We start from the raw sequence: 13,920 nt of genomic DNA, 5'->3' as shown, positions 1-13,920 counted from the left end.
ATCAGGCCCGGAGCCTAGGACGGCGGTGGGGGGCTCCGCGGGCCGATAACCCGCGGATTAGCACGTTCGAGTGATGCGTTCGAGGATGACTACACCCTCGGGAGACAGGGGACTACCCCCTCGAAGAAGGGGTAGTTGAAACGCGCGGGAGTCTCAGGACTCCTGCGGCGTGGCCGGCGAGGCCGTGACGTCCTGCTCGGGGACGGCCTGGCCGGAGCGGATCAGCTCGATCCGCCCCATGACCTTGTCGCGCAGATCGCCCGGCACGTCGTCATGCCCGCAGCAGCGCTTGACCAGCTTCTTCACGGCCTGTTCGAGCCCGTACTTCTCCAGACAGGGCGAGCACTCCTCGAAGTGGTGCTCGAACTTCACGCAGTCCGAGTCCGGCATCTCACGGTCGAGGAACTCGTAGAGATGATCGAGGATTTCGCTGCAATCCGTCTCGTGCGGCTCTCCGCAGCTCATGACCCCGAGCCTTTCGCTTCGTTCGACTCTCCGGCGCCGGCCGGGACCATCCCGCGGTCACGGGCGTAGTCCTCCAGCATGCCGCGCAGCTGGCGGCGGCCCCGGTGCAGCCGGGACATCACCGTACCGATGGGTGTCCCCATGATGTCGGCGATCTCCTTGTAGGCAAAGCCCTCGACATCCGCCAGATAGACGGCGATGCGGAACTCCTCGGGGATCGCCTGGAGTGCTTCCTTCACGTCCGAGTCGGGCAGGTGGTCGAGCGCCTGCGACTCCGCGGAGCGCAGACCCGTCGACATGTGCGACTCGGCGCGGGCGAGCTGCCAGTCCTCGATCTCCTCGGCCGCCGAGCGCTGCGGTTCCCGCTGCTTCTTGCGGTACGAGTTGATGAAGGTGTTCGTGAGGATCCGGTACAGCCACGCCTTGAGATTGGTGCCCTCGCGGAACTGGTGGAAGGACGCGTACGCCTTCGCGTACGTCTCCTGCACCAGGTCCTCGGCGTCGGCCGGGTTGCGCGTCATGCGCAGCGCGGCCGAGTACATCTGGTCGAGGAACTCGAGCGCGTCCCGCTCGAAGCGCGCGTTGCGCTCCGTGGCCGTCTCCGCGCCCGTGCCACCCTGGCCCTCGGGCTGCTCCGCCTGGCCGTGTTCGGTCCCTGCGTCGGTCCCTGTGACCGGACCCACCTCCTCCAGTGTTCTCGTGAGACCGAGACCGGTCTCACCCGAATCGGAGGATAGACGACGATCCGGTCCGCCCGCCGCCCGAATGGGGGCGGTCTTGGCCGCGTGCAGCACCGTCCAGTCCAGGTCGGCACGGCTGCTGCGACTCGGGCAGTAGATCGAACCCATGCGGCGGACTCCCTCTCCTACGGCGTCGGTGCTGGTCTCCAGCACGTACGTCCCGCACAACAGTGCTCGCCGCCCCGGCATTCCCGGAGCTTTACCCGAGTGACCCGGTCCACTCCACGACCGCGTCCGTGATGACCGCCACTGCCTCCTCCTGCGTGATCTCCGCCCGCTTGGGGACGGCGAAGCCGTGATCGCCGTACGGCACCTCGACGAGCTCGTACGGCCCCTCGGGGAACTCCCCGGGCCTGCCGAAGGGGTCGTTCCCGCCCTGGACGACCAGGGTGGGCACCCCGGAACCCAGCAGCTCGGCGGCGCGGGACTTCTCGGGCTTGCCGGGCGGGTGGAGGGGAAAACCGAGGGCGAGGACCGCGCGGGCGCCGAGTTCCGTGGCGGTGCGGCAGGCGACCCGGGCCCCGGCGCTGCGGCCGCCGGAGACGACCGGCAGGCCGGGCCCGGCCAGCGCGGGCCAGATGCCCCGCCAGCCGAGGTCCAGGGTCCTGGGCGCGGGCGCGAGCTTCTTCCCGGCCACTCGCCAGGGCTGCTCCACCCGGGCCACGGTGACGCCGTGGGTGGGCAGGACGGCGGCCAGGGCCTTCAGGTCGCGGGCCTCGATGCCGCCACCCGCGCCGTGGCTGACGGCGAGCACGAGCCGGGCCTTCCTCGCCGGGTGCCAGGTGATGCGAGCGGGGCCGGCTTCGGTCTCGACGGTCTCGACGCTCTCACTGGTCGCGTCGGACCCTTTCGTCACATTGCTCACGTCAGAAGAGTGTGCCCTCTTCGGGCCCTTCCAGCTCCTTCAGCAGCTCCGGCCCGTTGTTGCGGACGTTGCTGACGGCCGTGGTGACGGGGTAGGCGCGCATCAGCCCGGCGGGCGGCGGGGCGAGCAGCTCGCGCAGCTCGTCCGGGTCCGTGCGGGACGGATCGAGCCAGGCGTCCCAGCGGTCGGGCGTCAGCATCAGCGGCATCCGGGGGTGGATCTCGGCCAGGGCCCGGGGGCCGTCCGCCAGGGAGACCGCCAGGGGGCTCGTCTCGGCCTCGGTGGTGATGACGGAGCACGTCACCCACCAGGCCTGCGGGTGGTCGTCCGGCAGCGTCTTGTCACGCCAGAACTCGTACAGGCCGGCCATCGCGAAGACCGACCCGTCCGCCGGGGTCACGAAGTAAGGCTGCTTGCGGGGCCGCTTCTTCTTGCCCTCGACCTCCAGGTCGCGTTCCTGCTTGCCGGTGACCCACTCGTAGTAGCCGTCGGCGGGCAGGATGCAGCGCCGGGAGGTGAAGGCGCGGCGGTAGGACGGCTTCTCGTGGACGGTCTCCGCGCGGGCGTTGATCATCCGGGCGCCGCCCTCGGGGGTCTTCGACCAGGAGGGGACCAGCCCCCACTTCAGCGTGCGCAGCTGCCGGACCGGGCGCGGCTCGTCCGCATCCTTCAGCGGGCGGTCGAGGACGGCGTAGACCTCTTTGGTGGGCGCCACGTTGTAGTCGGGCTCCAGGGTCTCCTCGGGCTCCCACTTCTCGATCTCGAAGATCCCCGCGAGATCCTCCGGCCTACGACTCGACGCATACCGTCCGCACATATGCGATCACCCTCCGACCTGCGAAACGGCCACTTCAGTCAGCGCCAGACCAGGGGGCGAGTCGGCGCCGTGGCGTACCAGTGTCGCAGGTCGTGCGTCCCGCCCAAGGCGCGGGAGGCGAACGGCGCCGGACACGACTGGATCGTGGGGGACGGTCGGCATTCCAGGCTCCCCTCGACGCGCCTGTTCACCCCGCATTCCTTGGCCGGATCAACCGCATTTGCAGGCCTGCCGCCATGGCTGCAATCGCCACTCAATATGACCCATTTCAGAGAGTGGTCTATTCTCAAAGGGAGAGAATTCTCTCGCGCGGAGATATGCGAACCCTCATCACGCGCCCGCCGGGATCGCAATAGTCCAGTCAAAGCGGAGGCGCTATTCAACCCACTCGCGAAGCCTCCGCCGGTCATACCCGACCCACGCCGCTCCCGATCACCGACGTGACGGTGCGCCCGCCATAACTTCGTCGCCTTGGCAGCTTACGTCCAGATCAGCCCACTCGCGGTTGCTTTTCGGCCAACCCTCGGCGCGCTCGGCGCCCCGCAGCGGAACACAGGGAGAACCGGGGCATTCCCCACTCCGCACCCGACCCTCCACATGCAAAGCATGAGTAAAGTCACAATCAACCCATCACGCTGCGTCGAGCGTCCGCAGCCGGTCTTACACGCACAGCGATCATGGTGCCCATGGAGGCCGACCCGGCCCGCTGGACTCACCCTTGATTGATAGCGAAACCTTGCTTAGATTCGTGTCACCAGCGGGAGCCGGCTGACCTTCGGCACCCGCTCGACCGGAACGGGGAAATCGCAGTGCGAATCAATGGCAATCCACTGGTTTGGCAGAGAGCTCTCCCCGTTGACCACTCCAGGCACTCAGGGGTCGCGGCCCTGCCAAGCCCGCCCGGATCTCGGGCACACCCCTGAGACGACGAGCGCTGAGACCTGGACATCCGAACGACTCACCGCGGCCATGGGCCTGGCGACGCCCATGGTCATTTCGCGGTGAGGTTTCGCTGATTGCGTGAGAGCGGGCCCGCGGGCTCCAGCGGCCGGGTGCGGCGCCCCCGCCCGGCCGAATGCCAACTGGGGGAAGACTTTTTCATGCGCATACTCGTGGTGGAGGACGACGACCAGCTCGCCGAGACGCTGGTGCACCGGCTCGGCGAGGCAGGTCACGAGACGATCCGTGTCCGTACCGGGGCGAGAGCCCTGGAGCTGTTCGAGGACGTCGAACTCGTCATGCTCAGCCTGGAGCTCGAGGACCTCGACGGGCTCGACGTCTGCCGCCGGATCCGGGCGGCCGGTGATCTGCCGATCATTGCGTTCACCGACCGCGGCTCCGAACTCGACCGGGTGCGCGGACTGCGGGCCGGCGCGGACGACTGCCTCGGCAAGCCGTACACCTTCCGGGAGTTGATGGCCCGTGTCGACGCCGTGATGTGGCGAGTGCGTTTGTCCGCCCCGCACGCGAGGCGGGAGGCGAGCAGCACGATCACCTGCGGGCCGCTCGCCATCGACACGGCCACGCGGGAGGTCCGCCTCGACGGCACGGTGATCGAGGTCACCCGCAAGGAGTTCGACCTCCTGCACTATCTCGCCAGCCGGCCCGGTACCGTCCTCACCCGGCAGCAGTTGATGGCCGAGATCTGGGACGACCCGATGACCCACGTCTCCGGACCGCAGGCCAGCCGCACCATCGACACCCACGTCAGCGCACTGCGTGGCAAGCTCGGCGACAACCGCTGGATCCGCACGGTGCGCGGCGTCGGATTCCGCTTCGAGGAGCCCGTGGGCACCGCCCGACGGGCCTGAGCCGACCGGACCGGCCCGAGGCGCTCAGTCCTCGCCCCACACCAGATAGAGAATCGGATTCTCCCGGCTGGCCAGCTGGTGCAGCCGGACACTGCCGAGGTCCAGGAAGTCGCTCAACGCCTTCGTCTCACCGGGCCACTTGGGATGGGCGAGCTCGTCGAAGGCCAGGATGCTGCCCTTCGCCAGGTGCGGGCGGATCGCCTCCAGCGTGTCCCGCGTCGGCCGGTACAGGTCGAGGTCGAAATAGGCGAGGGCGATGACGGTCTCCGGGTTCTCCTGGAGGTATTGGGGAACGGTCTCACGTACGTCGCCCTGCACCACGAAAGTGCGCTGCGTGTGCCCGAACGGCTCGCCCACCTCGTGCGCGGCCAGCACCGCGCGCAGGTGCTCCACCTCGCCGTCGGGCACCGCGAACCGGCCGACGGCGGCGCTGGGCGTCGCCCGGTCGATCTCGGCGGTGTCGGGGAACCCCGTGAACGTGTCGAAGCCGATGACCCGGCGCAGCGAGTTGTAGGGCTCGTAGATGCTGCGCAGGGCGGTGAAGGCGGCGAGGTGACGGCCGTGCAGGACGCCGAACTCCATGATCACGCCGGGTACGTCGGCCAGCATGCGGTACAGGGTGTCCATGGCCAGAAGGTCGGCGAGCTGGTGCCGGCGCAGATAGACCGGAAGGTTGTCGATCAGGTATTCGGGCGGCATCGGCGTCTCGGTCAGCAGCTTGGTCAGACGGAGCCGGGAGTCACGTTCCTGCGCCGACTCGTGGGGTACGACCAGCGGGTCCCGGAACTGGCTGTCACTCATGAGGTTGTCCCTTTCTGGTGATCGGCGGCCCGGCCGCGCACCCGTGCGCGGCCGGGCCGTGCGGTGCGCACGGCGAGTGGAAGGGGCTCGGGGGCCGAAGGCGGTTCGGCGGGAAGGTCACTCCACGGACTGCGCCACCGGTTGAGCGAACTGCGTCGCGTACAGGCGGGCGTAGGCACCGTTCGCGGCCAACAGCTCGTCATGGCTGCCCTGTTCGACGATCCGTCCGGCCTCCATCACGACGATCGTGTCGGCCTCACGGACCGTGGACAGACGGTGGGCGATCACGAAGCAGGTGCGGCCTTCGCGCAGTCTCCGCAGTGCCCGTTGGACGAGCAGCTCCGTCCGGGAATCGACGAGACTGGTGGCCTCGTCCATGGCGAACACCGGTACGGGGGCGAGAAAGGCGCGGGCGATGGTGATCAACTGCCGCTCCCCGGCGCTGACGTTCTCCCCCTCCTCGCCGATGAGGGTGTCGTAGCCGTCGGGGAGGGTGCGGACGAAGTGGTCGACGTGGGTGAGCACGGCCGACTCGACAACCCGCTCACGCGGTGTGCCCGGGGCACCGTAGGCGATGTTCTCGGCGATGGTGCCGTTGAAGAGCCAGGGGTCCTGGGGGACGAGGCCGATGTGGCAGCGCAGTTCGGCGCGCGGGAGCTCGGCGATGTCCCTTCCGTCCAGCGTGATCCGACCGCCGTCCACCTCGTAGAACCGCATCAGCAGGTTCACCAGCGTGGTCTTGCCCGCTCCGGTCGGACCCACGATGGCCACGGTACTGCCGGGTTCCACGGTGAGGTCCAGTCCCTCGATGAGCGCAGGGCCGCCCGGGTATCCGAAGCTCACGTTCTCGAAGACGACCCGCCCGGCCGGGCGTTCGGCCACGGTGCGCTCCGCCGGGTCGGGCGACTGCTCCTCCTCGTCGAGCAGTTGGAAGACCCGCTCGGCCGAGGCGAGGCCGGACTGGATCAGGGCGGCCATCGAGGCCACCTGGCCGACCGGCTGGCCGAGTTGCTGGGAGTAGTGGAAGAAGGCCTGCACGTCGCCGATGGACAGCGAACCGGAGACCACGCGCAGACCGCCGATCACCGCGATCAGGACGTAGTTGAGGTTGCTCAGCAGTGCGATGGCGGGCCGGATCAGTCCGGAGCGGACCTGGGCCTTCGAACTCGCCACCGTCAGCGCCTCGTTGTGCCGCCGGAAGTCCTCCTCGGCCTCCTGGCTCCGGCCGAAGCCGCGAACCAGCTCGTGGCCGGTGAACATCTCCTCCACATGCCCGTTCAGCCGGCCCGTGGCCGCCCACATCTCACTGAAGTACGGCTGTGAGCGCCGGCCGATGACCTTGGCCACCAGCAGTGAACCCGGCACGACGACGGCCGCGATCAGGGCGAGCTGCGGCGATATCCAGAACATCATCGCGAGCACGCCGACGAGGGTGAACAGGGCCGTGGCGGCCTTGGCGACGGTCTGCTGGACGAACTCGTTGATGTTGTCGGTGTCGTTGCTGATCCTCGACATCACCTCACCGCGCGACCGCCCGTCGAAGTACGCCAGGGGGAGTCGGGCGAGCTTGGCGACCGCACGGGTGCGCAGCCGGTGGGTGAGGGACTCCGCGATCACGGCGGTGGCCCGTTCCTGGAACAGGGTGAGCCCCGCTGCGACCCCGACGAGGAGCAGGGTGCCGAGCAGCAGCCGGCCGACCGCCCTGAAGTCGACGCCGGTCCCGGCCGTGATCCCGTCGGCCACCACGTCCGTGGCGCGGCCCAGCAGCAGGGGCACCAGGGCGTAGACCCCGACACCGATCGCCGCCAGAGCCATGAGTCCGGCCAGCCGGGCACGCTGGGGCCGGAGCAGACCGAGCAGGCGCCGCCAGGCGTGACGCGGGTCCGTGGCCCGCTCCGTCGGGTGCGTGTCGGCGGGCCCGTCGGCCTCCGCGGCCGCGGTGCCGGTGGACTGGTCTTCGCTCACGGTGTCTCCTCCCCGGTCAGCTGGGAGGACACGATCTCCCGATAGGTCCGGTCCGAGGCCAGCAACTGGCTATGGCTGCCGGCGGCCGCGACCCGGCCCTGGTCCATCACGACGATCCGGTCGGCGTCGCGGACGGTGGCCACCCGCTGGGCCACGAGGACGACGGTGGCGTCCCCAGTCGCCTCGGCCAGCGCCGCCCGCAGAGCGGTCTCGGTGGCGTGGTCCAGGGCCGAGAAGGCGTCGTCCAGGACGTAGACCAGGGGGCGCGCCACCAGGGCGCGGGCGATGGACAGGCGCTGGCGCTGGCCGCCGGAGAAGTTGCCGCCGCCCTGCCCCACAGGGGCGTCGAGCCCTCCCGGCAGGTCCGCCACGAAGTCCCGTGCCTGGGCGATCTCCAGGGCCCGCCACAGCTCGGCGTCCGACGCCCGCGGATTGCCGTAGCGGAGGTTGTCGGCGACGGTGCCGGAGAACAGGTACGAGCGCTGCGGTACGACGGCCACCGTCGCGGCGAGAGCCGCAGGGGACAGGTCGCGCAGGTCCACGCCGTCGATCGACACCGTCCCCCGGTCGGGGTCCAGTTGGCGGGAGAGGAGGCCGAGCAGCGTGGACTTGCCGCTGCCCGTGGATCCTACGACGGCCGTCGTCCCGCCCGGCCGCGCGGTGAAGTCCACGCCGCGCAGCACGAGTTCGTCGGCACCGGGGTATCCGAAGTCGACGTCGCGCACCTCCACCAGGCCCCGCCTGTTCACCGGAGTGACCGGCGTGGCCGGCGGGGCGAGGCCGGGTTCGGTGTCCAGGACCTCCTGGACGCGTTCGGCGCAGACCCGGGCCCTGGGCAGCAGCATCAGCATGAAGGTGGCCATCACGGCGGCCAGCAGCAGCAGTTCCAGGTAGTGCAGGAAGGCCACGAGGTCGCCGAGGTGCATGTCGCCGCCCGCGACGCGGTGGCCGCCGAACCAGACCACGGCCAGGTTGGCGAGGTTGGGGACGAGCATGCACAGCGGCAGCAGCACCGCCGTGCCCCGGCCGATCCGCACCGACAGGTCCCTCAGGCCGGCGCTGGCCTCGGTGAACCGCTTCTGCTCGTGATCCTCGCGGCCGAAGGCCCGGATGACCCGGACGCCCGTGATCTGCTCACGCACGATCCGGTTGACGGTGTCGACGCGGCCCTGGGCGTCGGCCATCCACGGCACGAGGCGGCGCAGCACCAGCCCGACCGGCACCATCAGCAGCGGCAGGGAGGTCAGGACCAGCAAGGACATGGGAACGTCCTGGCCCAGGGCCATCACCAGTCCGCCGACTCCCATGATGGGCGCGGGCACCACGAGGTTGAGTGTGGCCGCGAGGATCTGCTGGACCTGCTGGACGTCGTTGGTCACCCGGGTGATGAGCGTGGCGGTGCCGAAGCGGTTCATCTCCCGCCGGGAGAAGCGCTGCACCCCCTCGAACAGGGCGGCCCGCAGATCGCGTCCGACCTGGGCGGCGAGACGTACGCCGCACCAGACGGCGGCCCCGGCGCACAGCACCTGTAAGAGGGTGACGGCCAGCATGAACCCGCCGACGGCCAGGATGTACGCGGTGTCGCCGCGGGCCACGCCGTTGTCGATGATGTCGGCGTTCAGGGTGGGCAGCCACAGGGTGGCGAAGGTCTGGACGAGTTGCAGCACGACCAGCAGGGCGACCGTGCGGCGGTACGGCCGCAGGCGCTCGCGCACCATCGCGACGAGGACGGACCGGCCCGGACCGCGCCGCACGGGGGGCGCGGTCCGGGTGTCGGCGGGGCCGACCGGCGCAAGCGTCACCGAAAGTCCTGGGCGTGGTCGGCGACCCACTGACGGAACGTGCGGGCCGGCCGGCCGGTGACCTCCTCCACGGTGTTCCACACCGGCTGGTCCATCGTGGCCATCGTGGCGTAGGCGGCGAACATTCCGTCGATGTCCGGGTCCGTCCAGCCCTCGGCACGCATCTGTTCGCGCAGCGTGTCCAGCGGGATCTCCTCGAACCGGACGGGCCGGCCGAGGACCTCCCCGATGATGCGGACCTGCTCGATCTGGCTGATCGGCGCGGTGCCGCTGAGCATCAGCTTCCGTCCCACGTAGGCGTCCTCGGTCAGGGCGCGCACCGCTACGGCGGCGAGGTCGGCCTCATGGACGAGGGTCCTGGTGGCCTCGCCGAACGCTTCGCGGACCACGCCCTCGCGCACCTGGTCGGCCCACTCCAGCAGTGACGCGGCGAAGCTGGTGGAGCGCAGGAACGTCCATTCGGCACCGGACTTCTCGATCAGCCGCTCCAGGCCGGCGTGGAACTGGTTGATCGGGTCGCCCTGGTCCTCCTTGTCCTCCTCGACGCCCGCAGAGGACAGGTACACGATGCGGCCGGTGCCCTCCGCGAGGACGTCGACGACCGCGGGCGCGTCCGCGAGCGGCAGGGAGGGCCAGACCAGGAAGGCCGCATCCACCCCGGCCACAGCCGGACGCAGGGTTTCGGGGGAGGTGAAGTCGCCCTGGAACACCTCGGCCGCGTCGGGGAGCCCGGCGGTGTCCGGGTTGCGGACCAGGGCCCGCACGGCACGCCCCTCGGCCAGGAGTTGATGGACGACCTGCCTGCCGACGTTCCCGGTCGCTCCGGTCACCAGGATCACGTCTTGCTGCGCCATGGAGGGGCTGCCTTTCCATCTCGTGAGGGATGCGTACGTCGTACGCTTGCGTACATCGTACTCATGGATACACTGTACGCAACGGGCTTCGGTGCACAACGACGAGCAGGGGAACGGAAATTGGCCACGTCAGGAAGAGCAGAGGCGACCGGGCCGTCGGACGCTCTGTGGCTGCGACCGCAGCGTGCCAAGCGCGCACCGCAGGTGGCCCTGTCGCGGGACGAGATCGCCCGCGCCGCGCTCGCCATCGCCGACACCGAGGGCGCCGAGGCGGTGACCATGCGCCGCATCGCGCAGGACCTCGGATGCGGCACGATGTCGCTCTACCGCCATGTCCGCACCAAGGACGAGGTGTTCGAGCTGATGGTGGACACCGCCCTCGGCGAGGAGGACCGGCCGGCCACGGCCTCCGGGGACTGGCTGGAGGACCTGCGCAAACTCGCGATGGCCAAGCGGGCGGTGCTGCTCGCCCATCCCTGGCTGGCCCGGCTCATCGCCGGGCGCCCCGTGCTGGGCCCGAACGTTCTGGCCTCCACGGAGTTCGCGCTGTCCGTGGTGGCAGGCCTCCCGCTGTCGACGAACGACCGGGTGCGCGTCGTCAACACGCTGCACTCCTTCGTCAACGGCTTCGTACAGACCGAATTGGAGGAGCGCGCGTGGCGCCGGCCGGCCGCGTCGACGGGCGAGGACCGCGCCGGGAACGATCCCGGGGACTGGCGCACCCGCACGTTGCCCTATCTGCGCCACGTCATCGACAGCGGCGACTACCCGCACTTCACCCGCATGGTGAACGAGGCCGACTCCTACCCCGACACCGACGCGGACTTCGCCTGGCAGCTCCAGCGCGTACTGGACGGCCTGTCCACCCTCGCCGAGCGCTGACGGGCCACCGGGCAGCGCTCAGGGGACCAGACCGGGGGCGATGCCGCCATCGACCCGCAACGCTCCGCCGGTGGTGGCCGAGGACCGGTCGGAGGCGAGATAGACGATCAGGTCGGCGACCTCCTCGGGCCGGATCAGCCGCCGCACCAGGGAGGTCGGCCGTACCTGAGCCACCACGGCCCGCTCGGCCTCCGCGAAGGACGAGTCGCTCTCCCGCGCCCGCTGGGCCACGTACCGCTCGATGCCCTCGGTGCACGCCGGGCCCGGCAGGACCGCGTTGACCGTGACGCCGGTTCCCGCCATCTCCTGCGCCATTCCCCGGGACACGGCGAGCTGGGCGGTCTTGGACACGCCGTAGTGGACCATCTCCGTCGGCGGCAGCACCGCCGACTCGCTGCTGACGAACACCACCCTGCCCCAGCCGCGCTCGGCCATCCGCGGCACATAGTGGCGGGCCAGTCGGACGCCGGCCAGCACATTGACCTCGAACAGCCGCCGCCATTCCTCGTCGGGGACGTCGAACAACGGGATCGTCGTGTACACACCGGCGTTGTTCACCAGCACGTCGGCCTCGGGCACCGACGCCACCAGCCGGCCGACGTCGGCCTCGCGGGAGACGTCCGCCGCTACGCCCGTGATGTGCGCGTCCGGCAGCTCGGCCCGCAGGTCCGCGACGGCCCGCTCGACGCGCTGCTCCGTACGCCCGTTGACCACCACGCGGGCGCCGGCCCGGGCCAGTGCCGCGGCCGTCGCCCGGCCCAGGCCCGAGGTGGAGCCCGTGACCAGCGCGGTGCGTCCCGATAGATCGATCCTCATCGGCTGGTGCTCCCCTTGTCCCACATGTCCTGCAACGATTCCTTCAGTGAGATGCGCGGCTCCCACTGAAGCCGCTCCCGCGCGCGCCGGATGTCGGCCTGGATCCAGTCGGCGCCCAGACTGCGCACCGGCGCCGCCTTCTCGGTCACGGCCGCCGGGGACAGCCCAGCCGCCGCCAGGCAGAGGGCGACCACCTCGCGCATCGGTACGGCGACACCGCTGCCGATGTTGAAGACCTGGCCGGCCACGGGCAGTTCGGCCGCCCGCACCGCGGCCTCGGCGACGTCGCGCACATCGATCCAGTCGCGCATCGCGTCCGCGATGGCCAGTTCGAGAGGCCGGCCGTGCACCGCGTCCCGCAACAGCGGCAGCAGCTTGCCCGGGAAGCTGGCGGGTGAGGGGTCCGGGCCGCAGGTGTTGACCAGGCGCAGGACGACGCCGTCGACCGCGCCCGCTCGGGCGGCCCGCAACACCACCTGCGATCCGGCCAGTTTGGAGCGGGCGTAGGCGTTCACGGGCCGGGGCTCCACGTCCTCGTCCAGGGGCACGCCGGCCGCTCCCGGTCCGTACTCGTGGATGGTGCCGATGTGGACCAGGCGGCGCCTCCCGGGGAGGGTGTCCATCGCCTCGACGAGCCGTTCGGCCACCGCCACGTTCGCGCTGGTCAGTTCCTCCTCGTTGCGGTCCCAGCCGTCGGTGGCGTTGGCCGCGTCGGTGGCGTTGACCACGACCTCGGCGTCCGCCTCGGCCAGCAGCCGCACGATCGCCTCCGTGGCCGCCCGGGTCAGGTCCACGGACCTGAAGGCGAAGCCCGCCAGATGGGCGGCCGGGGTGCGGGCCACGGCCAGCACCCGGTAGCCGCGCCGGGCGAAGGCGGCGCAGACGTGCCGCCCGATGCATCCGGTGCCACCCAGCACCAGGACACCGGGCCGCCTCTCGGGCGCCGACAACGTACCTTCCTGCATCGATCCTCCGGGTGTGCGGACGGGAGTGGATGGACGGGCGGGGCGGTTCAGCGGGGCACCCCGCCGGTCAGACCGGTGCTGTGGTGCCCCCGCTGTTCGGCCAGGGTCCGGACGGTCCGGGCCAGCCCCTCGGTCAGCGCGATCCGCGGCCGCCAGCCGGTGATCTCACGAAACGCCGAGGAGTCGACCTCGTAGCTGTGGAAGTCGGTCGCCTCGGCCTTCTCGGGCGGCCGCACGCTGACCACGGGCACCGGAGGCAGCCCGGTCTGCCTGGACACCAGTTCGGCGATCGTGGCGAACACCTCGCCCAGGTGTGTCGTGTTCCCGCCGCCGATCAGCCAGTGCCCGCCGGCCAGTGCGTCCGGATGGCGCAGGGCCGCGGCGAAGGCCCGCGCCACGTCGTCCACATGGATCAGGTCGCGCAGCACGGTGCCGTCGTGCCACAGCGTGAGCCGTTCACCGGCCAGCGCCCGGCGGATCATCGTGGACACCACGCCCCGGTCCGGTGCGTGGGACTCCGGCTCGTGCCCGAAGACCGTCGGCATGCGCAGGGAGATTCCCCGCAGCAGCCCTTGTGCCGTGGCGTGCTTGAGTGTCTCCTCCGCCGCGAGCTTCTGGCGGTCGTACGCGCCCGCCGGGGCGTCGTGCTCGCTGCCGTCGATGCGGGTCCGGCCCGCCAGGCCGACTTGGGAGATCGTGCCGGCGAACAGCACGACCGGGGCGGGACCGCGGCGCGGGGTGCCGGCGAGCGCGTCCACCAGGTCGGTCATCAGCCCCCGGTTGACCCGCTCGGCCAGCGCGTCGTCGGCCTCCAGCCGCCACCGTGTCGTGCCGACCATGTGCGCGACCAGATGCACCACCGCGTCGGAGCCCTCCACCGCCCGTGCCAGCTCACCGGGCGCGAGCAGGTCCGCCGTGCGCACGTCGACATCCGCCACGGCGCCCGCGGGCACCGGCGTAGGACGCCGGGCCACCGCTCTGAGCCGGATCGGGAGACGGGCCAACCGACGGGTCAGCGCGCATCCGATCAGGCCCGACGCGCCCAGGACCGTCACCCGCGGGACCCCTTCGACGCTGGTCTCCCCTATTCGCATCGTGCCCTTTCCTGCATTCGGTAGCGATGTCGCGGCACGCCGG

At 70.7% G+C, this 13,920-nt stretch carries 13 protein-coding genes; 2 read left to right on the top strand and 11 right to left on the bottom strand.

Going from position 1 to position 13,920, the window contains the following annotated elements:
• Window positions 1–153: 153 nt before the first annotated feature.
• The 4 genes from rsrA to ABZ192_RS24880 form a co-directional block, all read right to left on the bottom strand.
• Window positions 154–465 (bottom strand): mycothiol system anti-sigma-R factor, encoded by a 312-nt coding sequence (rsrA, locus tag ABZ192_RS24895; protein WP_033314427.1) that lies wholly within the window; start codon window positions 463–465, stop codon window positions 154–156.
• Window positions 462–1,148, bottom strand: coding sequence for an RNA polymerase sigma factor SigR (sigR, locus tag ABZ192_RS24890; protein ID WP_356926659.1), 687 nt, complete (start codon window positions 1,146–1,148; stop codon window positions 462–464). Before sigR ends, rsrA begins: the two co-directional genes overlap by 4 nt.
• A gap of 256 nt (window positions 1,149–1,404) precedes the next feature.
• Window positions 1,405–2,070 (bottom strand): alpha/beta family hydrolase, encoded by a 666-nt coding sequence (locus tag ABZ192_RS24885; protein ID WP_356926658.1) that lies wholly within the window; start codon window positions 2,068–2,070, stop codon window positions 1,405–1,407.
• Window position 2,071: 1 nt separating this feature from the next.
• Window positions 2,072–2,887, bottom strand: coding sequence for an SOS response-associated peptidase (locus ABZ192_RS24880; RefSeq protein WP_356926657.1), 816 nt, complete (start codon window positions 2,885–2,887; stop codon window positions 2,072–2,074).
• 1,100 nt (window positions 2,888–3,987) lie between these two features.
• Here ABZ192_RS24880 and ABZ192_RS24875 point away from each other — a divergent pair.
• Window positions 3,988–4,698, top strand: coding sequence for a response regulator transcription factor (locus tag ABZ192_RS24875; protein ID WP_356926656.1), 711 nt, complete (start codon window positions 3,988–3,990; stop codon window positions 4,696–4,698).
• A gap of 24 nt (window positions 4,699–4,722) precedes the next feature.
• Here ABZ192_RS24875 and ABZ192_RS24870 read toward each other — a convergent pair whose 3' ends face one another.
• From ABZ192_RS24870 to ABZ192_RS24855, 4 genes are all read right to left on the bottom strand, one after another.
• Window positions 4,723–5,499 (bottom strand): class I SAM-dependent methyltransferase, encoded by a 777-nt coding sequence (locus ABZ192_RS24870; RefSeq protein WP_356926655.1) that lies wholly within the window; start codon window positions 5,497–5,499, stop codon window positions 4,723–4,725.
• Window positions 5,500–5,616: 117 nt separating this feature from the next.
• Window positions 5,617–7,359 (bottom strand): ABC transporter ATP-binding protein, encoded by a 1,743-nt coding sequence (locus ABZ192_RS24865; protein WP_356926679.1) that lies wholly within the window; start codon window positions 7,357–7,359, stop codon window positions 5,617–5,619.
• Between the two features lie 101 nt (window positions 7,360–7,460).
• A complete protein-coding gene (locus ABZ192_RS24860; protein WP_356926678.1) occupies window positions 7,461–9,182 on the bottom strand; it encodes an ABC transporter ATP-binding protein in 1,722 nt (573 codons plus the stop codon).
• Window positions 9,183–9,262: 80 nt separating this feature from the next.
• Entirely contained in the window at window positions 9,263–10,120 is an 858-nt protein-coding gene (locus ABZ192_RS24855; protein ID WP_356926654.1) for an NAD(P)H-binding protein, read from the bottom strand.
• A 120-nt stretch (window positions 10,121–10,240) separates the two neighbouring features.
• Here ABZ192_RS24855 and ABZ192_RS24850 point away from each other — a divergent pair, with 120 nt between their 5' ends.
• Window positions 10,241–11,002: a TetR/AcrR family transcriptional regulator gene (locus ABZ192_RS24850; RefSeq protein WP_356926653.1), complete on the top strand. Its 762-nt coding sequence runs from the start codon at window positions 10,241–10,243 to the stop codon at window positions 11,000–11,002.
• An 18-nt stretch (window positions 11,003–11,020) separates the two neighbouring features.
• Here the strand turns inward: ABZ192_RS24850 and ABZ192_RS24845 are convergent, their stop codons facing one another.
• From ABZ192_RS24845 to ABZ192_RS24835, 3 genes are read right to left on the bottom strand one after another with little or no spacing between them, the layout of a single operon-like run.
• A complete protein-coding gene (locus ABZ192_RS24845) occupies window positions 11,021–11,818 on the bottom strand; it encodes an SDR family oxidoreductase (protein WP_356926652.1) in 798 nt (265 codons plus the stop codon).
• Window positions 11,815–12,783, bottom strand: coding sequence for an NAD(P)-dependent oxidoreductase (locus ABZ192_RS24840; protein ID WP_356926651.1), 969 nt, complete (start codon window positions 12,781–12,783; stop codon window positions 11,815–11,817). Before ABZ192_RS24840 ends, ABZ192_RS24845 begins: the two co-directional genes overlap by 4 nt.
• Window positions 12,784–12,830: 47 nt before the next feature.
• Window positions 12,831–13,877, bottom strand: coding sequence for an NAD-dependent epimerase/dehydratase family protein (locus ABZ192_RS24835; protein ID WP_356926650.1), 1,047 nt, complete (start codon window positions 13,875–13,877; stop codon window positions 12,831–12,833).
• Window positions 13,878–13,920 lie beyond the last annotated feature (43 nt).

It is taken from the genome of Streptomyces sp. NPDC006235 (assembly GCF_040613735.1).
In the GTDB taxonomy this organism is placed as follows: Bacteria; Actinomycetota; Actinomycetes; order Streptomycetales; family Streptomycetaceae; genus Streptomyces.
The sequence above is the reverse complement of the archived record's forward strand: the minus strand, read 5'-3'. Positions and strand labels throughout refer to the sequence as shown.